This window comes from Zoogloea sp., from assembly GCF_023150065.1.
GTDB lineage: Bacteria > Pseudomonadota > Gammaproteobacteria > Burkholderiales > Rhodocyclaceae > Zoogloea.
In genome coordinates this window covers 132,563-155,612 of record NZ_JAKLLN010000010.1, presented here as the reverse complement: position 1 = coordinate 155,612, position 23,050 = coordinate 132,563, and the positions used below count along the sequence as shown (strand labels likewise).

The 23,050-nt window shown below is 65.7% G+C and carries 28 protein-coding genes; 11 read left to right on the top strand and 17 right to left on the bottom strand.

Going from position 1 to position 23,050, the window contains the following annotated elements; all coding sequences use genetic code 11:
* The first annotated feature begins 555 nt into the window (after positions 1–555).
* The 10 genes from L6Q67_RS13235 (at position 556) to L6Q67_RS13190 (ending at position 10,895) form a co-directional block, all read left to right on the top strand.
* Positions 556–2,001: an IS5 family transposase gene (locus tag L6Q67_RS13235; RefSeq protein ID WP_296570053.1), complete on the top strand. Its 1,446-nt coding sequence runs from the start codon at positions 556–558 to the stop codon at positions 1,999–2,001.
* Complete coding sequence (locus L6Q67_RS13230) at positions 1,998–4,640, top strand: DUF927 domain-containing protein (protein ID WP_296570051.1); 2,643 nt, start codon at positions 1,998–2,000, stop codon at positions 4,638–4,640. Before L6Q67_RS13235 ends, L6Q67_RS13230 begins: the two co-directional genes overlap by 4 nt.
* 1,569 nt (positions 4,641–6,209) lie before the next feature.
* Positions 6,210–6,671, top strand: a complete 462-nt coding sequence (radC, locus tag L6Q67_RS13225) for a DNA repair protein RadC (RefSeq protein WP_296570057.1) — start codon at positions 6,210–6,212, stop codon at positions 6,669–6,671.
* Positions 6,668–6,985 carry a hypothetical protein gene (locus L6Q67_RS13220; protein WP_296570048.1) on the top strand — a complete coding sequence of 106 codons (318 nt, stop codon included), beginning with the start codon at positions 6,668–6,670 and terminating at the stop codon, positions 6,983–6,985. The genes radC and L6Q67_RS13220 overlap by 4 nt, the downstream gene beginning before the upstream one ends.
* Positions 6,982–7,389, top strand: coding sequence for a hypothetical protein (locus tag L6Q67_RS13215; protein ID WP_296570046.1), 408 nt, complete (start codon positions 6,982–6,984; stop codon positions 7,387–7,389). Before L6Q67_RS13220 ends, L6Q67_RS13215 begins: the two co-directional genes overlap by 4 nt.
* Complete coding sequence (locus tag L6Q67_RS13210; RefSeq protein WP_296570045.1) at positions 7,386–8,966, top strand: YfjI family protein; 1,581 nt, start codon at positions 7,386–7,388, stop codon at positions 8,964–8,966. Before L6Q67_RS13215 ends, L6Q67_RS13210 begins: the two co-directional genes overlap by 4 nt.
* Before the next feature lie 171 nt (positions 8,967–9,137).
* Complete coding sequence (locus tag L6Q67_RS13205) at positions 9,138–9,386, top strand: hypothetical protein (protein WP_296570043.1); 249 nt, start codon at positions 9,138–9,140, stop codon at positions 9,384–9,386.
* The gene (locus L6Q67_RS13200; protein WP_296570041.1) at positions 9,380–9,712 is read left to right on the top strand and encodes a type II toxin-antitoxin system PemK/MazF family toxin; all 333 of its coding nucleotides are present in this window, start codon (positions 9,380–9,382) and stop codon (positions 9,710–9,712) included. Before L6Q67_RS13205 ends, L6Q67_RS13200 begins: the two co-directional genes overlap by 7 nt.
* A gap of 56 nt (positions 9,713–9,768) precedes the next feature.
* Entirely contained in the window at positions 9,769–10,062 is a 294-nt protein-coding gene (locus L6Q67_RS13195) for a helix-turn-helix domain-containing protein (RefSeq protein WP_296570039.1), read from the top strand.
* A gap of 254 nt (positions 10,063–10,316) precedes the next feature.
* Positions 10,317–10,895 carry a recombinase family protein gene (locus tag L6Q67_RS13190; protein ID WP_296570037.1) on the top strand — a complete coding sequence of 193 codons (579 nt, stop codon included), beginning with the start codon at positions 10,317–10,319 and terminating at the stop codon, positions 10,893–10,895.
* Positions 10,896–11,066: 171 nt separating this feature from the next.
* Here L6Q67_RS13190 and tatC read toward each other — a convergent pair whose 3' ends face one another.
* The 10 genes from tatC to hisB form a co-directional block, all read right to left on the bottom strand.
* On the bottom strand, positions 11,067–11,804 hold the full coding sequence (gene tatC, locus L6Q67_RS13185; RefSeq protein WP_296570035.1) for a twin-arginine translocase subunit TatC: 738 nt from the start codon (positions 11,802–11,804) through the stop codon (positions 11,067–11,069).
* Complete coding sequence (gene tatB, locus L6Q67_RS13180; protein WP_296570034.1) at positions 11,801–12,337, bottom strand: Sec-independent protein translocase protein TatB; 537 nt, start codon at positions 12,335–12,337, stop codon at positions 11,801–11,803. The genes tatC and tatB overlap by 4 nt, the downstream gene beginning before the upstream one ends.
* A gap of 98 nt (positions 12,338–12,435) precedes the next feature.
* Positions 12,436–12,660: a Sec-independent protein translocase subunit TatA gene (gene tatA / locus L6Q67_RS13175; RefSeq protein WP_296570032.1), complete on the bottom strand. Its 225-nt coding sequence runs from the start codon at positions 12,658–12,660 to the stop codon at positions 12,436–12,438.
* 16 nt (positions 12,661–12,676) lie between these two features.
* Positions 12,677–13,024 carry a histidine triad nucleotide-binding protein gene (locus L6Q67_RS13170; protein ID WP_296570030.1) on the bottom strand — a complete coding sequence of 116 codons (348 nt, stop codon included), beginning with the start codon at positions 13,022–13,024 and terminating at the stop codon, positions 12,677–12,679.
* A gap of 12 nt (positions 13,025–13,036) precedes the next feature.
* On the bottom strand, positions 13,037–13,363 hold the full coding sequence (locus tag L6Q67_RS13165) for a phosphoribosyl-ATP diphosphatase (protein WP_296570028.1): 327 nt from the start codon (positions 13,361–13,363) through the stop codon (positions 13,037–13,039).
* Positions 13,360–13,764: a phosphoribosyl-AMP cyclohydrolase gene (gene hisI, locus L6Q67_RS13160; RefSeq protein WP_296570026.1), complete on the bottom strand. Its 405-nt coding sequence runs from the start codon at positions 13,762–13,764 to the stop codon at positions 13,360–13,362. Before hisI ends, L6Q67_RS13165 begins: the two co-directional genes overlap by 4 nt.
* Positions 13,761–14,519: an imidazole glycerol phosphate synthase subunit HisF gene (gene hisF, locus L6Q67_RS13155; protein WP_296570024.1), complete on the bottom strand. Its 759-nt coding sequence runs from the start codon at positions 14,517–14,519 to the stop codon at positions 13,761–13,763. Before hisF ends, hisI begins: the two co-directional genes overlap by 4 nt.
* Positions 14,520–14,526: 7 nt before the next feature.
* A complete protein-coding gene (gene hisA, locus L6Q67_RS13150) occupies positions 14,527–15,276 on the bottom strand; it encodes a 1-(5-phosphoribosyl)-5-[(5-phosphoribosylamino)methylideneamino]imidazole-4-carboxamide isomerase (RefSeq protein ID WP_296570022.1) in 750 nt (249 codons plus the stop codon).
* A 54-nt stretch (positions 15,277–15,330) separates the two neighbouring features.
* Positions 15,331–15,969 carry an imidazole glycerol phosphate synthase subunit HisH gene (gene hisH, locus L6Q67_RS13145; protein WP_296570020.1) on the bottom strand — a complete coding sequence of 213 codons (639 nt, stop codon included), beginning with the start codon at positions 15,967–15,969 and terminating at the stop codon, positions 15,331–15,333.
* Positions 15,966–16,553, bottom strand: a complete 588-nt coding sequence (gene hisB / locus L6Q67_RS13140; protein WP_296570019.1) for an imidazoleglycerol-phosphate dehydratase HisB — start codon at positions 16,551–16,553, stop codon at positions 15,966–15,968. Before hisB ends, hisH begins: the two co-directional genes overlap by 4 nt.
* Positions 16,554–16,661: 108 nt before the next feature.
* Here hisB and hisC point away from each other — a divergent pair, with 108 nt between their 5' ends.
* A complete protein-coding gene (gene hisC / locus L6Q67_RS13135) occupies positions 16,662–17,753 on the top strand; it encodes a histidinol-phosphate transaminase (RefSeq protein WP_296570017.1) in 1,092 nt (363 codons plus the stop codon).
* Positions 17,754–17,816: 63 nt separating this feature from the next.
* Here hisC and L6Q67_RS13130 read toward each other — a convergent pair whose 3' ends face one another.
* The 7 genes from L6Q67_RS13130 to fdxH all read right to left on the bottom strand — a co-directional run bounded on the left by L6Q67_RS13130 (position 17,817) and on the right by fdxH (position 23,047).
* Positions 17,817–18,161 (bottom strand): FKBP-type peptidyl-prolyl cis-trans isomerase, encoded by a 345-nt coding sequence (locus tag L6Q67_RS13130; protein WP_296570016.1) that lies wholly within the window; start codon positions 18,159–18,161, stop codon positions 17,817–17,819.
* Between the two features lie 35 nt (positions 18,162–18,196).
* A complete protein-coding gene (gene msrA, locus L6Q67_RS13125; protein ID WP_296570014.1) occupies positions 18,197–18,751 on the bottom strand; it encodes a peptide-methionine (S)-S-oxide reductase MsrA in 555 nt (184 codons plus the stop codon).
* Positions 18,752–18,787: 36 nt separating this feature from the next.
* Entirely contained in the window at positions 18,788–19,513 is a 726-nt protein-coding gene (locus tag L6Q67_RS13120; RefSeq protein ID WP_296570013.1) for a DUF2189 domain-containing protein, read from the bottom strand.
* 152 nt (positions 19,514–19,665) lie between these two features.
* Positions 19,666–20,544: a formate dehydrogenase accessory protein FdhE gene (gene fdhE / locus L6Q67_RS13115; RefSeq protein WP_296570011.1), complete on the bottom strand. Its 879-nt coding sequence runs from the start codon at positions 20,542–20,544 to the stop codon at positions 19,666–19,668.
* Positions 20,545–20,571: 27 nt separating this feature from the next.
* On the bottom strand, positions 20,572–21,465 hold the full coding sequence (fdhD, locus tag L6Q67_RS13110; RefSeq protein WP_296570009.1) for a formate dehydrogenase accessory sulfurtransferase FdhD: 894 nt from the start codon (positions 21,463–21,465) through the stop codon (positions 20,572–20,574).
* A 68-nt stretch (positions 21,466–21,533) separates the two neighbouring features.
* Entirely contained in the window at positions 21,534–22,154 is a 621-nt protein-coding gene (locus L6Q67_RS13105; protein WP_296570007.1) for a formate dehydrogenase subunit gamma, read from the bottom strand.
* On the bottom strand, positions 22,151–23,047 hold the full coding sequence (gene fdxH, locus L6Q67_RS13100) for a formate dehydrogenase subunit beta (protein WP_296570005.1): 897 nt from the start codon (positions 23,045–23,047) through the stop codon (positions 22,151–22,153). The genes L6Q67_RS13105 and fdxH overlap by 4 nt, the downstream gene beginning before the upstream one ends.
* Positions 23,048–23,050 lie beyond the last annotated feature (3 nt).

Below are 23,050 nucleotides of genomic sequence, written 5' to 3'. Positions count from 1 at the left end.
CGGATTCAGCCTGAGGCTCGGTCAAGAGGGGATCGCCGGGGGCTTACGGACAGCACGCGCAGCTCGCCGGAGGCGGCGGTCTGGACCTGGGAGAGTTTACCGAAGCAAACCAGGGTACCGGCGTGGGCCGGGAACGCCAGGACGAGGGCGGCGCACCGCGCCCTGAGGGTGGCAATCCTGGGCATCATGGAATGAGACCTTCGAGGAAGAGATTTGGGGCAACCCACGCCGCCGCCGTTCAGCCCTCAGATACAGCTCTCCGATGAACTTCGAGCAATACCACTTTCGACAAGGAGAACGCCCAGACCACGACAATCGAACACTATCAGAGCGCTTGAGTTTCAAGCCGCAACCTGCCCACGGAATGGGGCAACTTCAACTTCAGAGAGCGGTCGGGCACTTTGACTCGTCCGAACTCGCCCTAGTTAGTCGGCCCTGAACAATCAGGCCGTCCCTTTCCCCACGCGGGCTGAGGGCCTCTGAGGGCTTGCCGAATCCTCCAGTTTCCAGTGCAATCACATTCACTTTCTGGAAGATTGGGAGTGCAGGTTCGCGATGACGACTCCGGACTTTTTCCGCGCCCGGCTCGATGCGATGATCGACCTACGTCACCCGCTGGCCGTATTGGCAACCCGCATGCCGTGGGCCGAGATCGAATCGGCACTGGCACCGTGCTTTGCCCGTCAGGATCGCCAAGGGCGTCCTATCGAAGGCCTGGATCTGTTTGGCCCGAGCTTGCAGATGGCCGGAGCGGGTACGAGCCCGGCAGGGCGGCGACGCCTTCCGATCCGGCTGATGGTTGGGCTGCTGTACCTCAAGCACGCCTTCGGCGAGAGCGACGAGAGCGTTGTGCAACGATGGGCGGAGAATCCCTATTGGCAGTTCTTTTGCGGCGGCGAGTACTTCGAGACCCGACTGCCCTGCGACCCGAGTGGCCTGACACGCTTCCGTCGTGCGCTGGGGGACGCGGGGGTGGAGGAACTCCTGGCCAAGACCATCGAGGCCGCCGTCTCGATGAAGGCCATCGCCCCGAAGGACCTGGAGCGGGTCATCGTCGATACCACGGTGCAGGAGAAGGCCATTGCCTTTCCCACCGACAGCCGGCTGCTCGAGGTGGCCCGGCGCAAGCTGGTGCTGATCGCCAAACGGTCTGGCGTGGTGCTGCGCCAGACCTTTGAGAAGGAAGGTCGCAGCCTCAGGCGGCGGGCCGGTGGCTACGCCCACGCCAGACAGTACCGGCGCCTGCGCCGGGTGCTCAAGCGCCAACGCACGGTCCTGGGCCGGGTCATGCGGGACCTGGAGCGTCGCCTGCCGCAGATGGCCGACGGCATCAAGGAGATGGCCACCCTGTGGCTCGAACGAGCCCGGCGCATCCACACCCAGCAGCCCAAGGACAAGAACAAGCTCTACGCCCTGCACGCACCGGAAGTCGAGTGCATCGGCAAGGGCAAAGCCCGTCAGCCCTATGAATTCGGGGTCAAGGTGGGCATTGCCACCACCGAGAGAGGCAACCTGATCGTCGGCGCCCGGGCCTTTCCCGGCAATCCCTACGACGGCCATACTCTCGCCGAGCAGATCGAGCAGGCGACGATCCTGATGCAGGACGTCAAAGGCGCCCCGAAGCCCCGCACCGCCATCGTCGATCTGGGCTATCGGGGTGTTGAAGTGCCGGGGGTCGAGATCATCCACCGCGGCCGGATCAAGAGCCTGAGCATCAAGGCGCGCCGACTACTCAAACGCCGTCAGGCGGTTGAGCCGGTGATCGGGCATCTGAAGGACGACTGCGGACTACGGCGGAACTGGCTGAAGGGATCGGAAGGGGATGTGCTGCACCCGGTGCTGTGTGCTGCCGGGTACAACCTGCGCTGGTTGATGCGGGCGGTGGCACGCCTGGGGCTGAAAGCCCTTTTTGTGCTCTGGCTTCTGGTCGGGATGCTCGGACGGGTGCTCAGTGACGACCGTTCTTGGCCGGTGGGGCGGCGGTTGGAGGCGGCTAGTTGAATATTTCAGGACCGACTCCTTACCTGCTCCGCAAGGGTGTGCCGGCCTATGGCCTGCGCGTGGGCTCCTGGCCCAAGTGGGTGGAGGCACGCCCCGGTGAATGGCGGGAAGAGCGCATCCCTGCTGCGCTGATGGTGCCCATGCGCAGCCCGTCAGGCACCCTGCACAGCCTGCAGGCGATCTACCAGGACAAGGTGGACGGCCGCGACAAGGACTTTCTGCCCGGGGGCGAGAAGGCCGGTAAGTTCCATCTGATTGGCGAGATCACCCCGGATCTGCCCCTGTGTGTGGCCGAGGGCTACGCCACGGCCGCGAGCATCCACCAGGCCACCGGCTGGCCCGTTGCCGTGGCCTTCGATGCGGGTGGGCTTGAACCCGTGGCCCACGTGCTGCGTGAGACCTACCCCGCCGCCTCCATCCTGATCTGTGCTGACGATGATCACCGCACCCCGGGCAACCCTGGCCGCAGCAAGGCCGAGGCAGCAGCACGGGCAGTGGGGGGCGGGGTGGCCGTGCCGGACTTCGGGCCGGATCGTCCGGAAAGTGCGACCGACTTCAACGACCTCCATCAGCTCCCTGGGGGCGGGCTCGATGCGGTGCGCCAGATCCTGGAGCACGCCGCAGACCAGAATCCCGGCCCTGTAGCGGGAGATCTACCCCAGGATGCACCAACCCCCACCCAAACCCCGGATCACGCGCCAGCGGCCCCGGAATCGGCCCCGGTGGACCTTCCTGATTCCGAGACCACCAGCAAGCCCGAATCCGAGTCACAGCCCACCCGCAAGCCCAAGGCAAAGCCGGCCAGCAAGGGCAAAGGCAAGGCAGCCGGTGCGCAGACGTCTGCACCTGGTGGTGATCTGTTCGAGCTGCGCGACGGCGCCGAGGGGCGGGGGGTGTATCGCCTGAAGGTCGAGCGCCGGGGCGAGGGCTGGGAGCAGATCGAGCAGTTCGTCTGCGCCCCGCTGGAGATCACCCACATGGTCCGTGACGCCAAGGGCGAGGGCTGGCAGCGCCTGGCCACCTTCAGCGACCACGACGGTAGGCGCCGCCGGGTGCTGGTGCCCGATGAGATGCTCGAAGGCGACGGGGCCGCCCTGGCAAAGCTGCTGCGGGCGCACGGCCTGTTCATCGGCGACAACAAGGGCGGGCTGCTCAAGATGTACGTGAACCGCTCCAGGCCGCCCGCCCGCGCCCGCTGCACAAGCCGGATCGGCTGGCACGACGATGTGATCGAGCCGGGCCGTTGGTCCTACGTGCTGCCGGGCGACCTGGACCCCATCAGCCCGGAGGGCGCCGAACTGTGGATGCACGCGGGCAGCGGGGCCGGCCATGCACAGTTCAAGCAAGCCGGCACCCTGGCCGAATGGCGGGGCAATGTGGCTGCCCTAGCGGTGGGTAACTCCCGTCTGTGCTTCGCTATCTCGGCCGCCTTTGCGGGCGCCCTGTGCTGGCTGCATCCCAACGTGGCCGGGGGCTTTCACTGGTCGGGGGGTTCGTCCCTGGGCAAGTCTGGCCTGCTGTTCGCTGCCGCCAGTCTGTGCGGCCCCAAGGAATACCGGCGCACCTGGATGCAGACCGGTACGGCCGTGGAATGGCTGGCGGCCGGGCATTGTGACGCCCCCTTGCTCCTCGATGAGCTCAAGCAGGCCGGCAACCCTCGGGACGTGGCCCAGGCCGCCTACATGCTGGCCAGCGGGCAGGGTAAGGGGCGGGGCCAGGCGGCTGGCGGACTGCGGGAAACCGCCTCCTTCAGCCTTCTGTTCCAGTCGAACGGGGAACTCGGCCTCACCCAGTTCCTGGCCGAGAACGGGGAGCGGGCCTATGCCGGCCAGGAGGTGCGCTTCTGCGAGCTTCCGGCGGATGCCGGGGTGGGCTTTGGCTGCTGGGAGATCCTGCACGGCCAGCCCGATGGCGCCCGATTCACCGATGCCATTCAGGGGCGGGCAGCCCGACACTACGGCACCGCCTGGCCCGAGTTCATCCGCCAGGTGATCGCCCATCGGGGCGCCCTGCCTGGGGAGTTTGAGGCTCTTCGCACCACCTTCGAGCGCCATGCCCTCACCGACAAGGCCGGCGGACAGGCCATCCGGGCGGCCACCCGCTTTGCCGCCGTGGCCTACGCCGGGGAGCTGGCCTCCCGCTGGGGCATCACCGGATGGCGGACCGGGGAGGCCGGCGCCGCCGCCATGCGCATGTTCAAGGACTGGCTGACCGCCTACGGGGGCGAAGAGAACCGCGAGCCCCGCAAGATGGTGGAGCAGGTGCAGACCTGGATTCAGGCCAATGCCGGTACCCGCCTGGAGGATTGGCGCCGGCCGTCGGTGGTCGATAGCCACGCCCCGCGGACGATGAACCGGGCCGGCTGGCGGCGCCCGACCAGGGAAACCGCATCGCTGAGCGAGCGTGATCACGTCTTCGAGTACCTGGTCTATCCGGCGGTCTTCCGGGAGGAGCTGTGCAACGGCTTCGACCCCAAGCAGGTGGAACGGGAGTTGATCAAACGGGAGCTGCTGCAGACCACACAGGACGGGCAGAAGACCCGCCATCAAGTGAAGGTCCGTGAGCCTGGTGCCGAGGGTTCCGGCTGGATGTTCTGCCTTAAACCTGGCGTGCTCGAATGGGATGCCGACCATGGATGAATGGCTCAAAACCATCGATTCCGCCCTTGAATCGGCCTGTTCCCATCAAGGCAGGGGGAACACGGGCCAGGGAGTGGGAACAGAATCCATCACTCAAGACGCTGATTCAAAAGAAAATAGTGTCTTGTGTTCCCACGTTCCCAGTGTTCCCGACGTTTTAGAAGGGACAAGGAAGGGACTACATGAAAATTCAAGTCATACGTCATTGAACGCGCCGGGTGGGGGTGGGGTTCCCGGAGCATCTGCGCCAGTAAAAGCACCCCGCGAACACACTTGCCGGAACTGCGAACACTTCGCCCGGCCTGGCCTCTCGGATGGGCTGTGCGGTGGCCGGCCCGACCTGCCCCCCGCCTTCGGGCCTGGGCATCCCCTCCGCCAGCTGCCTGCCGATCACGGAGCCGACTGCCAGGCCTGGGCACTGCATCCATTCTGGTGACCACACCAGGGGGGGTGTGAATCTTTGGCCGACCTGGCCGCAGGACCGGACAGTTAGCCAAATTTTCACGTGCGCGAGTTTTGGGATTTTTTCTTGGCAGGCCCAAGAGGAGGGGGTAGGCAAAAGTCGAGCACCTGGCCCCGTCAGGACCGTACGGTTAATCCCAGTTTTATGGGGACATTTTCTAGGGGGTGGGGGGGTCAAGAGGAAACCCCATGCTACGGACGATGATCCAGATTCCTTCTTTTTCAGAAGATCCGGCCCGATCCAGGCACCTGCAGCCCCCTGCATAGCCTGGCGCACAAGATCCAAGACAACGGACCAGGGCGCCAACTGCACGCCTTGCCGCACAAGGGATTCAAGGCCCGCGGCAGGTTGAACCGCATCACTCCCGCCCCCGCTAGCCAGAAAACAGCGGGAACACTGGGAACAGTGGGAACACATCTCCGAAACCCAAGCGGGGCGCGGGTTCCCAGTAGATATGATTGTTCCCACTCTCAGTCAACATAGTGGGAACGGTGGGAACATTCCCCTGCCTTCAGTCGCCGCCTGCGCAAACTGGCGTAGAGCTCTCTTCCCCCGGTTGCCGCGCGCAAAGGCTTGACGTGGCCGCCCGGCCGCCCCCATCATGCGGCCGTCACCTAAACAGTGGTGACCGGGTTTGGCGACCCGAACATTCCTAGGCGGACACTGCCGCCCCGCGGCTTTTTTTACGTCCGTAGCACCCGTAGTGCGCCTGTTCTATGGTGGGCCGGGTGGGGAGCCCTCACGGGCTGCCGGTTCCTAGGATGCCGGTTCGCCAACCCCGCTTTGGCCCGCCCCCCGTTTGGCGACGGTGAGCGGATTCAGTCCGAATCCTAGGAGCATCACACCATGGCAACACTCGCCTTGGCGTGCAGACGTCTGCACGCGCCTGCATCCCCCGCTTTCTCCCTGCAGCTTTACCGCGCCCTGCGCCCCCTGGTCGGCCCCGTGCTGGCTTGGCGCCTGGCTTTCGCGTGGAGGGCTGCAGCATGACCTCCAAAGCTCAACCCAAAGCACACCGCGGGACGGAAGCCGTCTCCATGCTGCAACGCCGCTACCTGGTGCGGGAAGCCAGTGCGCTCTACGCCTCCCCCATCAGCCGATGCGTGATGGACCCGGCCACAATGACCCGTGAAGACCGGCTGATTGCCCGCGCCAAAAAGGTGCTTTCCCGGCGCCTGGGTGAGCCTGGAGCGACTTTCGACAGCCCAAAGGTGGTCCGGGATTTCTTGGTTTTAGAGTTGGCCGAGGAAGCCCGGGAGGTGTTCTACGTCATCTTCTTGGACTCGCAGAACCGGGCCATATCTTGCGAACCGCTATTCGTTGGGACGCTCAACCAAACCAGCGTCTATCCGCGTGAGGTGATTAGAAGATGCATTGAGCTAAATGCCTCTGCCGTCATCCTTGCGCATAACCACCCTTCCGGTGTGGCGGAGCCCAGCACGGCCGACCGCACCCTTACCAGCTCGCTGAAAAGCGCGCTTGCCTTGATCGATGTCACTGTCCTCGATCACTTCATCGTGGGTGGTGCCGCCCGCCCCATGAGCTTCGCTGAAAGGGGGCTAATGTGACCGCCCCGACCTTCACCCCCGGCCCCTGGCGCCGTGCCGGGCACCGCAGCATCGCTGCCGGCCTAGGTGTCAGCCGCGTCACGATCTGCGAGCTGTACTCGTGGGGCGACTGTTCCGAGGCGGATGCCAACGAAGCCTTGATCGCCGCCGCCCCGGATCTGTTCGCCGCGGCCGAAGCCGCCGCTGCGGTGCTCACCCAGGGCCGGTGGCGCCTGGACAGCCCCGACCCCGAAGCGGTGGCCTTGCGCAAACTGCTGCGCGCCCTGTGTCTCGCAAGGGAGGTGTTTCCAGCGCCCGAGGGGCCGGCATCATGACTGCGCCCCAGACAGACCCCCGCGTCTTCTGGCGCTGCTCCCCGGGCCGGCGCCTGCCGGCCTATGCCCGCGACCTGGCCGACGCCCGGGCGCGGGATCTGGTGCCGGCACAGCGGCAGGTGGCGGTGTATCTGGACCGCTGGCCCGCGGGGCGGGTCACCGGCCTGGGGCCGGCCATCTGCTGCCCGCCGGACTTCCACCCCGGCCGGCTCGACTGGCGTTACCTGGCGGCCCTGTCGGTGCTGGTGGTGACCTTGCCGGCGCCCGACCCGGAGCGCCTGCGCCATCTGCTGGCCGAACTGGTAGCGGCCCGCCCCAAGCGCTTGATCCTGCTGCGGCCGGGCAAGGTGCCCGTGGCCGAGTTCATCATCAGCGAAGCCCGCGGGGTGGAGGTGCAGCCATGAAGGCCCCGCCACCCTATGAGCCCGCCCGCCTCGAAGAGCGGGCCGCCCTGGCTCCGGCCCTGGGCGACCCGCGCACCTGGCCGGTGGCCTCGTGGCCCGATCCCCAGCCCCTGCCCGAGGGCCTGGCGCCGGTGGCGCCCTTCGATTACGCCATGCTCCCGGAGCGCCTGCGCCCCTGGGTGCAAGACGTGGCCGACCGCATGCAGTGCCCGCCGGACTTCGTTGCGGTGCCCATGGTGGCCGCCCTGGGCAACCTAGTGGGGCGGCGCTGCGCCATCCGCCCCCAGGCCCGCAGCGACTGGCAGGAGTTTCCCAACCTGTGGGGCTGCATCGTCGGCCGGCCGGGGATGATGAAAAGCCCGGCCATGATGGCGGCCCTGGCCCCGCTGGTACGCCTGGAGGCCCGTGCCCTGGAGGAATGGACCGCTGCGCAAGGCCAGTGGCGGGCAGAAAGCGAAATCGCCAAGGCCCGGGCCGAAGCCCGCAAGAGCGAAGCCACCAAGGCCTTGCGCAAAGACCCGAACGCCCTGGTGGACGTGGCCAGCTTCCTGAGCCCCGATGCCGACGAAGCCCCCATCCTGCGCCGCTACACCGTGGCCAGCGCCACCGTGGAGGCCCTGGCCGAGAAGCTCATTGAGAACCCCCGTGGGCTGCTGGTGGTGCGGGACGAGCTGCCCGGCTGGCTCGCTGGCCTGGACAGGGAGGATGCCGCGGAGCTGCGTGCCTTCCTCATGACCGGCTGGAACGGCAAGGACGGATGGACCTTCGACCGCATCGGGCGAGGCCACCGCCGCGTGCCGGCGGTGTGCCTGGGTGTGATCGGCGGCGCCCAGCCCGGCCCCCTGGGCGAATACCTGCGGGCCGCCATGCGGGGTGGGGCATCAGATGACGGCATGCTCGCCCGCTTCGGCCTGCTGGTGTGGCCCGAGACCGGTGGGGCCTGGAAGAACGTGGACCGCTACCCCGATGGCCCGGCCAAGGATGCGGCCTTCCAGGTGTTCGAGGAGCTGGACGCCCTCGATCCCCTGGCCCGTGGGGCCGAGCAGGAAGCCCCGGACGGCCCGCCCTTCCTGCGCTTCGACCCGGAAGCCCTCGAGGCCTTTACCGAATGGCGCACGGGCTTTGAGGCGGAGCTGCGCACGGGCGACCTCTACCCGGCTCTTGAATCGCACCTGGCCAAGTACCGCAAGCTGGTGCCGGCCCTTGCCTTAGCCTTCCACCTGGCGGATGGATACCACGGCCCGGTGGGCTTCGCCTCCACCCTGCGGGCGCTGCACTGGAGCGTGTATCTGCAGACGCATGCCCGGCGGTGTTACGGGGTGGCCCAGTCGGGCGAGGTGGATACGGCCAGGCGGATCCTGGAGCGGGTGAGGAAGGGGGATCTGGTGCGGGAGGGGTTCGGGAGCCGGGACGTATGGCGGCCGGGGTGGTCAGGGCTGGCCGATCAGAAGCGTGTGGCGGAAGGCCTCGGGCTGCTGGTGGAGTTGGGGCACTTGGAGGAATGGCAGGAGCCCTCCAGGACAAAGCCCCGTACCCTGTATGTGGCCAATCCCAAGGCTGTGCCAGTACAGCACTGAGGGGAATTTCTGCCCATGTGCGCCAAGGCCGTACTGCCAAAACTGTCTTTTCTTAATTTGGCAGTTTTGGCAGTGCCTTCACGGGGGGCATGGGGGAAATTTTCCGCCGTCCGGTTGCTGTAGTGGGCCTGTCGGTATAACCTTGTTATAACTATTAACGAGGTGACGGCCATGAGAACGACAGTGCGCAAGGTGGGGAACTCGCGGGGAGTGCTGATTCCCGCGGCACTCCTGGCGGAATGCCAGATACAGGACGCGGTAGAGCTGACAGTGGAGGCCGGGCGGCTGGTGATTGCGCCCGTGCGGGCGACGCGTGCCGGCTGGGCAGCGGCGGCGGCCGAGATCGCCGCACGAGGGGAAGACGAAGAGGTATGGCCCGTGACCTTCCCCGAGGAAGACAGCGGGGAGTGGGAATGGTGAAACCCGCCCTGCAGCGGGGCGACGTGTGGCTGGTTTCGCTCGATCCAACCCTTGGCGCCGAGATCAAAAAAACGCGGCCGTGCCTGGTGGTGTCGCCGCTCGAGATTCACGGCTCTTTGCGCACCGCTCTGGTTGCGCCGCTCACCAGCAAAGGTTTTTCGGCACCGTTCCGAATATCCGTGGAGTTTGATGAAAAGTCCGGGCTGGTGCTGCTTGACCAGATTCGGGCGGTGGACAAACTGCGATTGGTGAAGCGGCTTGGCGCGGTGCAGGAGGGGGAGTTACAGCAGGTGCTGGAAGTGCTTCAAGAGTTGTTCGCCCCTTGACATGACACCCGACCAGGCCCGGCAATTGGCAAAGCTGATTGAAGGGGTGCTTCGCAATGAATGAAAAGGACTTTGCCTCCCTCATGCAGGGCGTCAAGGAAATGGCCGCCCACATGCGCGGCGAGGACGTGCCGGGGCTGAAGGTAACGACCGTTCCCGACCCCGATGTGCACGCCATTCGTGAAGCGGCGGACGTGACCCAAAAGGAACTTGCAGCCCTGTTGGGGGTGTCACGCCGCACCGTCGAGAACTGGGAGCAACGCCGCACCCGCCCCACGGGCCCGGCCCGGGCATTGCTGCGGATCTTTCAGCATGACCCGCGGGCAGCGGTAAAGGCGTTGCAGGGGTAGCAGCACCTGCCAGCCCGACTAGGGAAGCAACACACAGCAGCGCCGGGCATTTCCCGGCGTTGTGCTTTCTGGTGCAGGCGTCTTCACTCTTTCAGACCGACTCTGGATTTTCTCGTTTCGGCATGCAGCTCAAAATCTATACCTTTTGAGCCACCCACAAAGGCCCAGCTGAACCATAGCTCAAAATCGTTGATTCTTATTTTGAGCCAGGCTATTTTATGAGCCATACATTTTGAGCCACACAGAGGCCTGTCATGTCTGCCATCGTTGCCTACACCCGCGTCTCCACCGACGATCAAACCTGTGAGAACCAACGCCGGACCATCTCGGCCCGCTACGCGGTGGGCAAGTGGTTCTCAGATGATGGCGTCTCCGGGACGGTGGCCGCGACCCAGCGGGCGGGCCTGGGCGCCCTCCTTGCCTATGTCCGGGACGGTGACGTCGTTGTGGTGGCGGCCATTGATCGACTAGGACGGAACACCCTGGATGTGCTGAACACCGTCGAAGCCCTGAAGGCAAAGGGTGTGTCCGTGGTATCCATGCGGGAAGGCTTCGACCTGGCGACGCCGGCGGGCAAGCTGATGCTCACCATGCTGGCAGCGGTGGCCGAGCTGGAGCGGGAAAACATCAAGGCCCGCCAGCTCGCCGGGCTTGAACGGGCCAAGGCCGAAGGCAAGCACCTGGGGCGGTCGAAGAGCATTGACGATGCGGCCGTGATCGCCTGGCGTGCCGAGAACTCCGCCAGCATCAAGGCGACGGCGGAGCACTTCGGGATTTCGGCGGCGAGCGTGAAGCGGGCTTGCGCGCTCCTGGCGGCGCGGCATACCGAATAGCGGCGACAAGACCGGGTACAAAACCGGGTACATACCAGGAAGAGGAGAGGCCGAAGCAGATAATTAGCGGGACTTTTAAGGCTGAACTTCCTGTTCAACGTCTGACCCCTGCCACCTTCATGAAAAAGGGGAGCCAGCCGGCTCCCCTTTTTTGTCCTGTCACGGAGCAGTTCACTCCGTCACGGATTCGACCCGGGTCGTGGTCACGAAGCGCGCCAGGAAGATCCCCAGCTCGTAGAGCAGGCACATGGGGATTGCCAGCATCAGCTGGGACACCACGTCCGGCGGTGTGACCACGGCGGCGATGACGAAGGCGCCGACGATCACGTAAGGCCGGGCCTCCTTCAGCTTGGCCACATTGACGATGCCCAGCTTGGTCAGCACGATCACGATGACCGGCACTTCGAAGGTGATGCCGAAGGCCAGGAACATGGACATCACGAAAGACAGGTACTGTTCGATGTCTGGCGCCGGGGTGATGCTCTTGGGAGCGAACTGGGCGATGAAGGTGAACACCGTCCCGAACACGAAGAAATAACAAAAGGCCATGCCGGCCAGGAACAGCACTGTACTGCCCACCACCAGGGGCAGGCCGAGGCGCTTCTCGTGGGCATACAGCCCCGGGGAGATGAAGCACCAGGCCTGGTACAGCACATAAGGCAGGGCGATCACGAAGGCCACCATCAGGGTGACCTTCATGGGCACGAAGAAGGGCGTCACCACGCCGGTGGCAATCATCCGCGTACCCTCGGGCAGGGCCTGCATCATCGGATGGGCCAGGATGTCGTAGATATCCCCCGCCCAGGGCATCAGCCCGGCAAAGATGACGATCACCGCCACCACCGCCCGCAGCAGGCGGTCACGCAGCTCGACCAGATGGGAGATGAAGGTGTCTTCCTGGGCGCTCATGAGGGAGTCTTCCGGGCTTCAGGCGCCGGTGCATCGAAATTCAGGCCCAGCTGGGAATCCGGTACCGCGGCTTGGGGAGCGGCTTCAGGGGCGGACTGGGCCTCGCCGAAGGCCGGCGGGCCGGCATGGCTGTCAGCCTCTGCGAGCTGCCGGTCGAGGGCGGCCGAGTGCTCGGCGTCCGCGGTGGCAGCCTGGGGCTCACCAGCCGGGTTGCGGATGCTGTTCTCCAGATCCGCCACCGCCGAGGAGGCCGACTGCAGCGACGAAGACAAACCCCCTTCGACGCTCGCCACCTCGCTGCGCACGGTACCCTCGAAATTCATCGCCGCCGTGCGCGCCTCCTCCTGGAGCTTTTTCAGCTCGTCGAGCTGCATCTCCCGGTTGATGTCCGACTTCACGTCGGACACGTAACGCTGAAGGCGGCCCAGCAGGTGCCCGGTGGTACGCGCCACCTTGGGCAGCCGCTCCGGACCGAGCACGAGCAGTGCCACGATCCCGATGACCATGAGCTCCGAAAAACCGATGTCGAACATCCGCTTCGCCTAAAGTTGAAATACGCCGGAACGGCGGGGCGGCAGAAACGAAAAAGGGGCAAACCTGCCCCCCTTCCGCGCCTGCCGCGGGTCCGGGATCAGGACTTGTTCTTTTCCCGGGCTTCGGCGTCGATGGTCTGGCCGTTGCCGCTGGTAATCTTCTGACTGGCGTCACCGCCCTGATCGGCCTCTTTCATGCCGTCCTTGAAGCCTTTCACCGCACCGCCCAGATCCTGCCCGATGTTGCGCAGCTTCTTGGTGCCGAACACCAGCATCACGATCACCAATACGATCAGCCAGTGCCAAATGCTGAAGGAACCCATTCAAATCTCCTTGATACTACCGTTTAAGCATCGGCCCGACCGGCTCCTGCCCGCCTACGATGTGCATGTGCACATGCATGACTTCCTGCCCGCCAATGTGGCCGGTGTTGATGATGGACCGAAAGCCTCCGGTGCTGCCTTGATCGACGGCAATCCGGTTCGCAACCACCAGCATCCTCCCCAGCACCTCGGTATCGGCTTCGGTGGCCTCGGCCAGTGAAGTGATGTGCTTCTTGGGAATGACCAGTATGTGGACCGGACGCTGGGGCTGGATGTCCTTGAAGGCCATCACGAGCTCATCATCGTACACCTTGCTCGCGGGAATCTCACCCCGACCTATACGGCAGAACAGACAATCCTGCATCGGCGTATTTCCTTAAACCGCAGTCCGCGACTTCTTCTCGTCGATGCCCGACACGCCTTCACGGCGGCGGAACTCGGCGAGCACGTCGTCCACCGACAGGCCGAAGTGGTGCAGCAGGACCAGGGTATGGAACCACACGTCGGTGACTTCCCAGACCACGTGGAGCAGATCCTTGTCCTTGGCGGCCATGATGGTCTCGGCGGCTTCCTCGGCGACCTTCTTGCAGATCGCGTCGGTGCCCTTGTGGAACAGGCCGGACACATAGGACGACTCGGGGTCGGCATCCTTGCGCGAGGCAAGGGTCTCGGACACGCGGTGGAGCACTTCGATATCGATCATTTGTAGATTTCCTTCGGGTCTTTGAGAACCGGGTCGACCGCCGCCCAGCGGCCGTCAGAGAGGTATTTCTGGAAGAAGCAGCTGCGTCGCCCGGTATGGCAGGCGATCCCGCCCACCTGCTCGATCTTCAGAAGCACCACGTCGTTGTCACAATCGATGCGGATCTCGCGGACCTTCTGGGTGTGGCCGGACTCTTCGCCCTTGTGCCACAGCTTGCCGCGGGAACGCGAGAAATATACCGCCTCGCCTGTTTCAACCGTTCGTGCCAGGGCATCACGATTCATCCAGGCGAACATCAGCACGTCGCCGGTGGCGGCGTCCTGGGCGATGGCCGGAATCAGGCCGTCCTTGTCCCAGAGCAGCTCGTCCAGCCAGGCAGCATCCTTCGGCGCGGCGCTCACAGGCGCACCTCGATGCCCCGGGCCCGCATCAGCTCCTTGGCTTCGCGGACGGTGTGCTCGCCGAAGTGGAAGATGCTGGCGGCCAAAACAGCGTCGGCGCGGCCCTGCGTGACGCCGTCGGCCAGGTGCTCAAGGCTGCCCACACCACCGCTGGCAATCACGGGGATGGCCACGGCGTCGGAGACGGCGCGGGTCAGGCCCAGGTCAAAACCGTTCTTGGTGCCATCCCGGTCCATGCTGGTAAGCAGGATCTCGCCGGCACCGAGGGACTCGACCTTGCGGGCCCATTCGATGGCGTCGAGGCCGGTGCGGTTGCGCCCGCCATGGGTGAAGACCTCCCACTTGCCGGGGGCCACCTGCTTGGCGTCGATGGCAACGACGATGCACTGACTGCCCACCTTGCCGGAGGCGTCGGCCACCACCTGGGGGTTGTTCACCGCGGCGGTGTTGATGCTGACCTTGTCGGCCCCGGCGTTGAGCAGGCGCCGCACGTCATCGACAGTGCGTACGCCACCACCGACGGTGAGCGGGATGAAGACCTGCTCAGCCACCTGCTCGACCACGTGGAGGATGATGTTGCGGTCGTCGGAGCTGGCGGTGATGTCGAGAAAGGTGATCTCGTCGGCGCCCTGCTCGTCGTAGCGGCGGGCAACTTCGACCGGATCACCGGCATCCCGCAGTTCGACGAAATTGACGCCCTTGACGACGCGGCCTGCGCTGACGTCGAGGCAGGGAATGATGCGCTTGGCGAGCATGAAGGGATCAGTCGTCGGAGTCGGAAAGCTCGTCGGCCCGCGCTTGGGCGGCAGCGAAGTCGAGGGTACCCTCGTAAATGGCACGGCCGGTGATGGCGCCCGTAATGCCTTCGGCCTCGACGGCGCAGAGGGCCTCCACATCACCGATGGCGGCGATGCCACCACTGGCGATGACCGGGATGCGCAGAGCCTGGGCCAGGCGGACGGTGGCTTCGACGTTGACGCCGGAGAGCATGCCGTCGCGGCCGATGTCGGTGTAGATCACGCCTTCGACGCCGTAATCCTCGAACTTCTTCGCCAGGTCGACCACGTCGTGGCCGGTCAGCTTGGACCAGCCGTCCACAGCCACCTTGCCATCCTTGGCATCCAGACCGACGATGATGTGGCCGGGGAAAGCGCTGCAGGCGTCATGCAGGAAGCCCGGGTTCTTGACCGCCGCGGTGCCGATGATGACGTAGGTAAGGCCGGCGTCCAGATAACGCTCGATGGTGTCGAGGTCACGGATACCGCCACCCAGTTGCACGGGGATCTCTTCGCCCACTTCGTCAAGGATGGCCTTGATGGCGGCGCCGTTCTTCGGCTTGCCGGCAAAGGCGCCATTCAGATCAACGAGATGCAGGCGCCGGGCGCCCTGGTCGATCCAGTGTCGGGCCATCGCACCGGGGTCTTCGGAGAAGACCGTGGCGGCGTCCATTTCGCCTTGTTTCAGGCGCACGCAGTGACCGTCCTTGAGGTCGATAGCGGGAATCAGCAGCATAGGAGAGGGCGGTAGAGGAGTTGAAACGAGGCGACGGGATGAAAAGGAACGGCTTCAGGGCTTCCAGGACATGAAGTTCGACAGGAGTTGCAGGCCCGCTTGCGCGCTCTTTTCCGGGTGGAATTGGATGGCGAAGATATTAGCCTGCGCTACCGCCCCGGTAAAGGGGATGCCGTAATCGGTGGAGGCCGCCACGATGGCGGGGTCGGCCGGGTCCACGTAATAACTGTGCACATAGTAGAAACGGGCGCCGTCGTCGATGCCGGCCCACAGGGGGTGGGCCTGCTTGTGCCACACCTCGTTCCAGCCCATGTGCGGCACCTTCAGGCGGGAGCCGTCGGCGGCCACCATGCGCTCGGCAGGAAAACGCCGGACTTCGCCCTTGAAGATGCCCAGGCCGGGCACGTTGCCCTCCTCGCTGTGCTCGAAGAGCATCTGCTGACCGATGCAGATCCCCAGGAAGGGCTTGTTGCGCGCGGCTTCCAGCACCGCCGGACGCAGGCCACGGGCGTCGAGCTCGCGCATGCAGTCGGGCATCGCGCCCTGGCCGGGGAAGACCACGCGGTCAGCCGACAACACCTCGGCCGGGTCGGCAGTGACCACCACGGTGTCGGAGGTGGCCACATGTTCGATGGCCTTGGCCACCGAACGCAGGTTGCCCATGCCGTAATCGATGATCGCGACCCGGCTCATAGCGCCCCCTTGGTGGAAGGAATCACACCGGCCTGGCGCGGATCGGGCGTCGTCGCCATGCGCAGGGCACGGCCGAAGGCCTTGAAGGCGGTCTCACACTGGTGATGGGCGTTGCGGCCCTTCAGGTTGTCGATGTGCAGGGACACCAGGGCGTGATTGACGAAGCCCTGAAAGAACTCGTACACCAGCTGGGTGTCGAGAGCTCCGATCATGCCGGCGGAGAAGGGAATGTCGAACTCCAGGCCGGGCCGGCCGGACAGATCCACCACCACGCGGGACAGCGCCTCATCCAGGGGCACGTAGGCATGGCCGTAGCGGGTCAGACCCTTTTTATCGCCGACAGCCTTCGCAAAGGCCTGGCCCAGGGCGATGCCCACGTCCTCGACCGTGTGGTGACCATCAATGTGCAGGTCACCGGCGCATTCGATCTCGATATCGAAGCAGCCATGGCGGGCGATCTGGTCGAGCATGTGGTCGAAGAAACCGATACCGGTGTTGAGCTGGCTCTTGCCCGAGCCGTCCAGGTCGAGCCTGACCCGGATCTTCGTCTCGAGGGTATCGCGGGAGATTTCGGCTTGCCGCATTGCGCTGATTTCCGGAGAACTGTGAAAACGGAGGAACGAATGGGCCATGATAGCATCTAGCGTTTTTATCGTCCCTTGCGGCGCCACGCGCCGCCGAGCAGATTTGCCATGAGCCGCTTCTGGAGCCCCGTCGTCCACGACCTGACCCCCTATGTGCCGGGCGAGCAGCCCAAGCTCGCCAAGCTGGTCAAGCTCAACACCAACGAGAACCCCTACCCGCCCAGCCCGAGGGTCGTCGAGGCCATCCGCGCCGAACTGGGTGAGGACGGCGACCGCCTCAAGCTCTACTCCGACCCCACCGGCGCCCAGCTCAAGGCCGCGGTGGCACGCCACTTCGATGTGCCGGACGACTGGGTTTTTGTAGGCAACAGCTCGGACGAGGTGTTGGCCCACACCTTCCAGGCCCTGCTCAAGCACGACGCGCCCCTGCTCTTCCCGGACATCACCTACAGCTTCTACCCGGTCTACTGCGGGCTCTACGACATCGATTTCGAAGCGGTGCCCCTGGATGCCCAGTTCGCCATCCAGGTGGACGACTACATCGCACGGGGCGCCGACCGGGTCGGCGCGGTGATCTTCCCCAACCCCAACGCCCCCACCGGCCGGCTGCTGCCACTGGCCGACATCGCCCGCGTCGCCACCGCGCTGCCCGATGCCCCCATCGTCATCGACGAGGCCTACGTGGATTTCGGCGGGCTGGACGTGATCCCCACCGCGGTGGCCCTCATCCGCCGCCACCCCAACATCCTGGTCACCCAGACCCTCTCAAAATCCCGCTCCCTGGCCGGTCTGCGGGTGGGTTTTGCCATCGGGCAGCCCGAGCTCATCCAGGCACTCACCCGGGTCAAGGACAGCTTCAACTCCTACCCCCTCGACCGCCTGGCCCTGGTGGGCGCCAGCGCCGCCATGGACGACGAGGCCTGGTTCCACACTACCCGGCGCCAGGTCATCGCCAGCCGCAACGCCCTGTCGGCCAGCCTCAGTGGCCTGGGCTTCGAGGTGCTCCCGTCGGCCGCCAATTTCGTCTTCGCCCGCCACCCGACCCGGGACGCCGCCGCGCTGGCGGCCGCCCTGCGGGAGCGCAGCATCATCGTGCGCCACTTCAAGGCCGCACGCATCGAGCAGTTCCTGCGCATCACCGTCGGCACCGACGCCCAGTGCGCGCTGCTGGTGGACGCCCTGAAGGACATCCTGGCCTGAACCCCGCTGCACGCAGACAAAAAAGGGCGCCCGCAGGCGCCCTTTTTTGTGCTCAGGCCGGCATCACTTGACGGCCAGCAGCTCCACTTCAAACACCAGGGTGGCGTTCGGGGGGATCACGCCACCGGCGCCACGGGCACCGTAGCCCAGGTTCGGCGGAATGGTCAGCTTGCGGCGGCCGCCCACCTTCATGCCCTGCACACCCTCATCCCAGCCCGAGATCACGTGGCGTGCGCCCAGGGGAAAGACGAAGGGGTCGTTGCGATCCTTGCTGGAATCGAATTTCTTGCCGTCGGTGAGCCAGCCGGTGTAATGCACCTGGACGTGCTGACCAACCGTGGCCTCGGGGCCGGTGCCAACTTCCAGGTCTTCGATGACGAGGCCGCTCGCCGTGGTGGTTTGGGTCATGGAATGCTCCTTGTGAAAGACCGCCGGATTCTATTTCAAGTGGCCTTCACCCGCTTGGCGAACTTGCTGCGGAACTTGGCCACCTTGGGCGCCACCACATACTGGCAGTAGGGCTGGTGCCCGTTGCGGCTGAAGTAGTCGTGGTGATAGGGCTCCGCCGGCCAGAAACGGGGCGCAGCCAGGATCTCGGTGACGATCGGGGCCCGGAAGACGCCCTCTCGTTCCAGCACCGCCACCGCCTGCCGGGCCAGGGTTTCCTGTTCGGGGGTGGTGGTGAAGATCGCCGAGCGGTACTGGGTACCCACATCATTGCCCTGACGGTTGGGCGTCGTTGGGTCGTGGATGGCGAAGAAGATGTCGAGCAGGTCGGCAAAGCCGATCACCGCCGGGTCGAACTCGATGCGCACCGCCTCGGCATGGCCGGTGTCGCCATCGCAGATGCGCTCGTAAGTGGGCGCATCCAGGTGGCCGCCGATGTAGCCGGAGGTGACGCCATGGACGCCCTCGGCGCCCAGATACACTGCTTCGAGGCACCAGAAGCAGCCGCCCGCAAGAATGGCCACCTCGGTTGTCGGAAGATTCTCTGCCATGACTGTCCTGAACAAGTGGGAGATATCCGGCAGACCTCAGTCCGGCGGAAAGATTTCAAGATAAATCAGATCACTGGCAAAGGCGAGACAGGGCAGACTCAACAGCAGCAGCGGCGGGCACAGGATGGTGGCGATCACCGCCACGGCCAGCACCAGGCCCCACACCAGCATCGCCCCGAAATTGGCAAACACGGCCTTCACGCTGGCACTGACCGCCTGGACCAGGTTGGCCCTGCGATCGAACAGCAGCGGCACCGAGAACGCCGAGATGCAGAACACGATGAAGGCCAGCACCGCGCCCATCACCCCGGTGAAGGCATGAAAGCGCAGCACCTGCCCGGCCTCCGGCGCCGTGCCGACGCCGATCATGAAACTGTACACCGTGGCTGCGTCGGAGATCCAGATAAGGAACAGCAGCGCACACACCCCGGCCACCACCCACAGGCCCCGGGGCGCCCTGCGAAAGGCTTCCAGCACGTCCCGCATGCCCGGGCGCGCCCCTTTTTCCCGCGCCCGCCGCAGGGCAATGAAGCCACTGAGCACGGCCGGCCCCACCAGCAGGAAGCCCCCCGTAAAGGGCAGCATCATCTGGGCCAGGTCAAGCCGGAGCAGCGCCGCAAAGATCAGCAGCCCGATCAGCACGAAGACGGCGGCAAAGCCGGCCGCCGGCTTCAGGCAGCGGCGCAGCTGCCGCCAGCCCTCACTCAGGGCGGCAAGGACGACAGCGCTGGAAATTCGGCGGGGATCGAGGCGGACAGACATGACGGGCTCCTGACAGGGGGTCCACCATCTCGCCCAAGGCCCGGCAGGCCGTCCATGATGCGGATCAATTAGGCCGGCGCGGCCGATGGAAACCACATGCACGGCTGACAATGTGCAGGGCCCGGTATCTCGCCCCGGGGCCTGCCCACCCTTCACACCGGCTCGGCATCCCCCAGGAAGAGGTTGGGCGCAGCGCGGGCATACCCCTGCTCCCCCACCAGGATGTCCAGCGCCAGCGAGCCCAGATCGTCCGCCACCGGGTCAACCTGAATGTCCTTGTCCTGGAAAAAGGTCTTGATGTAGCCCCCGCAGTGATCACAGGCCTCGGCCTGGACCGCACCGGAAGCCCCTTCAAGACCCAGATACTGGACGACACTCCCCTCTTCGCAGACGGTACAGCGCGCCCTCACCGCGTTCCAGCGGGTCGCGCACAGGCTGCACTCCAGGTAGCGGAGGCCGCCCTTACCCTCCCCCGCCATCACCACCGCCCCCACCGGGGCGCTGCCGCAGCATGGGCAGGGGGCAAGATCCTGCAGGGGCGTCATGGACGGCAGGGCGATCGTCCGGGCGGCGGCAGTCCACACCACCTGCAGCGCGGCGGCCACCAGAACGGCAACGGCATCCCGCGGCCCGGCAGCCACCTCCCCCGCGGCCAGCCTCAGGCCCTCCCGGGCGCTGCGCTGCAATTCCTCCACGCCGGGCACCCGGGCCACGGACAGCGGAAGCCCGCGACTGGCGGCGAACAGCTGGTGGACGACGGCAGGCAAGGCCTGCTCCAGGGCCGCCACCGGACCAGCGAGGGGCGGTCGCGCGGAGTTGCCCGCTGGGAGGCCGGTGAGCACCGGCAAGGTATCAAGGGCCCGCTGCTGGGCATCGCACAGGGCTGCCAGTCCATTGAGCCAGGGAGCCAGCTCGTGCCCGTGGGCAAGCTGGCGCAGGCGGGACGCCCGGGTGCCGAACAGGCTCGGCGACGGCAGCAGCAGCGTGGCCGGTGCAATGGAGGATGGCAGGATGTTTTCGGTGAGATTCATTGAGGGCATGAAAAGAATTGGGCAGGGCTACATGAAGGAGCGGCCGTCCCCGTGCGGGGCGGCGGTGGACTCCAGATGGCTGGCGCAGCTGTAGGCGACCAGCTGCTGCGGGCGGGCAAAGCCGATCAGCAGCATGCCGACGGCCTCGGCCTGGCGGGCGGCCATGGCGGTCGGCGCAGAAACCGCCACCAGGGTGCCGATACCGGCGCTGGCCGCCTTCTGCACCATCTCGTACGAAGCACGGCTGGTGATCAGCACAAAGCCATCGCCGGGTGCGGCCCCCTGGCGTGCCAGGGCGCCGACGAGCTTGTCGAGGGCGTTGTGGCGGCCGACATCCTCCCGCAGACAGCGGATGGTGCCGTCGGGGCCGACCCAGGCTGCCCCATGGGCGGCCCCGGTCTGCTGACGCAGCGTCTGCCAGTGGGGCAGCTGGCGCAGCGCCTCGCCCACCGCAGCCACCGACAGGGCCCACTCGGGACGCGCCAGACGCCCCCCCAAAGGCCGGGTAAGGCTGGCCAGGCTGTCCACACCGCACAGACCGCAGCCGGTGCGGCCGGCCAGCGAGCGCCGCCTGGCCTTGAGGGCCATGAAGCGGGCCGTCGAGATCTCCATTTCTACCGAGATGCCATCGCAGGTGGTGCGCACCTCCAGGTCGTACAGCTCGCCCTTCTCGGCCAGGATGCCCTCGCCAAGGCTGAAACCGAGAGCGAAGTCCTCGAGATCGGCAGGCGATGCCAGCATCACGGCATGGGAGATGCCGTTGTACACCAGCGCCACCGGCACCTCTTCGATCACTTCGTCCTCCGTCACCCGGCGCTGCCCGTCCTGCACCCGGACGACGGGACGGAGGAAGGTCGTCGCCGGCAGCGGGAGTTCACCCGGGGAGGCAGCCGGCGGAAAATCAAGGATTGGAGCAGTCATGATCCTCTTTCATCACAAGGGGAAAATCGCCCGGCACGGGGAGTGGCCTCCCCGCGCGTTCGACGCGATTACTTTCCGGTCATCTGGCGATACCAGCCCCGGTGATGCTGCTTGGCCCAGGCCCGGGTCACCGTGCCGTACCACATGGCGCGGATGGTGCCCTTCACCCAGATGGCGGCATACACGTGGACCATGATCAGGGCGATCATCACCGCGCCGGCGGCGGCATGGACCACCGCCCCCAGCCGCACCAGCGTGATGTCGAAGCCAAACCAGGCCCGCCAGATGGCCAAGCCCGACACGGTCATCAGCAGCATGCAGGTGGCCAGAGCCCAGAACATGACCTTCTGCCCCCCGTTGTATTTGCCCTGCTCGGGCATGTCATGGTCGTTGCCATCCACCATGTTCTTTGCCTTGGCCAGCCATTCCCTGTCCGCCGCGGTCATCCTGTTGAGATGCTTGAAGCGCAGGAAGATGACCAGAAAGGCCAGCGCCATCAGCACCCCGACGTAGGGATGCAGGATGCGCGCCCACACCGGCCCGCCAAACAGCTGGGTCAGTGGAAAGAAGGCCGGGTGGAAGAAGGCCAGGCCGGACAGGGCCAGCAGGATGAAGCTGATGCCCACCACCCAGTGGTTGGCCCGCTCGGACGCGTTGTAGCGCTTGAGGTCCTTCGGATCACGGATCATTTCGTTGCCTCCTTGTCTTCCGCTTCGATCTCGTCCTCGATCTCTTTCGAGACCTCGTTCGGCCCCTTGGTGACGTAGTGGAACAGGCTGCCCAGGGCCACACCGGCCAGGGCCAGGGTGGCCAGGGGCTTGGCAAAGCCCTTCCACAGGGACACCAGCGGGCTGATGCTCGGGTTGGCCGGCAGCCCGTTGTAGAGCTCGGGCCGGTCGGCGTGGTGCAGCACGTACATCACGTGGGTGCCGCCCACCCCTTGCGGGTCATACAGCCCGGCCTGGTCGTAGCCACGCCGCTGGAGGTCGGCGATGCGTGTGGCGGCGTAATCCTTCATGTCCTCCTTGGAGCCGAACTGGATCGCGCCGGTCGGGCAGGTCTTCACGCAGGCAGGCTCCTGGCCCACCGCCACCCGGTCGGAACACAGGCTGCACTTGTAGGCCTTGCTGTCTTCCTTGGAGATGCGCGGTACGTTGAAGGGGCAGCCGGTCACGCAGTAGCCGCAGCCGATGCAGTTTTCCTGATGGAAATCGACGATCCCGTTGGCGTACTGGATGATCGCGCCGGGCGACGGACACGATTTCAGGCAGCCCGGATCGGCACAGTGCATGCAGCCGTCCTTGCGGATCAGCCACTCGAGCCGATCCTTCTCCTCGTGTTCGGCAAAGCGCATCACCGTCCACGCCTGGGCCGACAGATCCGTCGGGTTGTCATACACACCGACGCAGCTGCCTACCTCGGCGCGGATGTCGTTCCACTCGGAGCAGGCCACCTGGCAGGCCTTGCAGCCGATGCAGGCGGACACGTCGATCAGTTTGGCCACCTCGACGCCCTTGCGCACGCCCGGCGGGGGCGTGGTGGTGGCGGAGCGGCGCAGGATGTCAAGCGATTGGAGAGCCATCGT

Excerpts from the sequence above, each read along its gene's own strand:
- L6Q67_RS13235 (WP_296570053.1), top strand. The coding sequence starts at position 556 with ATGACGACTCCGGACTTTTTCCGCGCCCGGCTCGATGCGATGATCGAC.
- radC (WP_296570057.1), top strand. The coding sequence starts at position 6,210 with ATGGACCCGGCCACAATGACCCGTGAAGACCGGCTGATTGCCCGCGCC.
- L6Q67_RS13215 (WP_296570046.1), top strand. The coding sequence starts at position 6,982 with ATGACTGCGCCCCAGACAGACCCCCGCGTCTTCTGGCGCTGCTCCCCG.
- L6Q67_RS13210 (WP_296570045.1), top strand. The coding sequence starts at position 7,386 with ATGAAGGCCCCGCCACCCTATGAGCCCGCCCGCCTCGAAGAGCGGGCC.
- L6Q67_RS13205 (WP_296570043.1), top strand. The coding sequence starts at position 9,138 with ATGAGAACGACAGTGCGCAAGGTGGGGAACTCGCGGGGAGTGCTGATT.
- L6Q67_RS13200 (WP_296570041.1), top strand. The coding sequence starts at position 9,380 with ATGGTGAAACCCGCCCTGCAGCGGGGCGACGTGTGGCTGGTTTCGCTC.
- L6Q67_RS13195 (WP_296570039.1), top strand. The coding sequence starts at position 9,769 with ATGAATGAAAAGGACTTTGCCTCCCTCATGCAGGGCGTCAAGGAAATG.
- L6Q67_RS13190 (WP_296570037.1), top strand. The coding sequence starts at position 10,317 with ATGTCTGCCATCGTTGCCTACACCCGCGTCTCCACCGACGATCAAACC.
- tatC (WP_296570035.1), bottom strand. The coding sequence starts at position 11,804 with ATGAGCGCCCAGGAAGACACCTTCATCTCCCATCTGGTCGAGCTGCGT.
- tatB (WP_296570034.1), bottom strand. The coding sequence starts at position 12,337 with ATGTTCGACATCGGTTTTTCGGAGCTCATGGTCATCGGGATCGTGGCA.
- tatA (WP_296570032.1), bottom strand. The coding sequence starts at position 12,660 with ATGGGTTCCTTCAGCATTTGGCACTGGCTGATCGTATTGGTGATCGTG.
- L6Q67_RS13170 (WP_296570030.1), bottom strand. The coding sequence starts at position 13,024 with ATGCAGGATTGTCTGTTCTGCCGTATAGGTCGGGGTGAGATTCCCGCG.
- L6Q67_RS13165 (WP_296570028.1), bottom strand. The coding sequence starts at position 13,363 with ATGATCGATATCGAAGTGCTCCACCGCGTGTCCGAGACCCTTGCCTCG.
- hisF (WP_296570024.1), bottom strand. The coding sequence starts at position 14,519 with ATGCTCGCCAAGCGCATCATTCCCTGCCTCGACGTCAGCGCAGGCCGC.
- hisA (WP_296570022.1), bottom strand. The coding sequence starts at position 15,276 with ATGCTGCTGATTCCCGCTATCGACCTCAAGGACGGTCACTGCGTGCGC.
- hisH (WP_296570020.1), bottom strand. The coding sequence starts at position 15,969 with ATGAGCCGGGTCGCGATCATCGATTACGGCATGGGCAACCTGCGTTCG.
- hisB (WP_296570019.1), bottom strand. The coding sequence starts at position 16,553 with ATGCGGCAAGCCGAAATCTCCCGCGATACCCTCGAGACGAAGATCCGG.
- hisC (WP_296570017.1), top strand. The coding sequence starts at position 16,662 with ATGAGCCGCTTCTGGAGCCCCGTCGTCCACGACCTGACCCCCTATGTG.
- L6Q67_RS13130 (WP_296570016.1), bottom strand. The coding sequence starts at position 18,161 with ATGACCCAAACCACCACGGCGAGCGGCCTCGTCATCGAAGACCTGGAA.
- msrA (WP_296570014.1), bottom strand. The coding sequence starts at position 18,751 with ATGGCAGAGAATCTTCCGACAACCGAGGTGGCCATTCTTGCGGGCGGC.
- L6Q67_RS13120 (WP_296570013.1), bottom strand. The coding sequence starts at position 19,513 with ATGTCTGTCCGCCTCGATCCCCGCCGAATTTCCAGCGCTGTCGTCCTT.
- fdhE (WP_296570011.1), bottom strand. The coding sequence starts at position 20,544 with ATGAATCTCACCGAAAACATCCTGCCATCCTCCATTGCACCGGCCACG.
- fdhD (WP_296570009.1), bottom strand. The coding sequence starts at position 21,465 with ATGACTGCTCCAATCCTTGATTTTCCGCCGGCTGCCTCCCCGGGTGAA.
- L6Q67_RS13105 (WP_296570007.1), bottom strand. The coding sequence starts at position 22,154 with ATGATCCGTGATCCGAAGGACCTCAAGCGCTACAACGCGTCCGAGCGG.
- fdxH (WP_296570005.1), bottom strand. The coding sequence starts at position 23,047 with ATGGCTCTCCAATCGCTTGACATCCTGCGCCGCTCCGCCACCACCACG.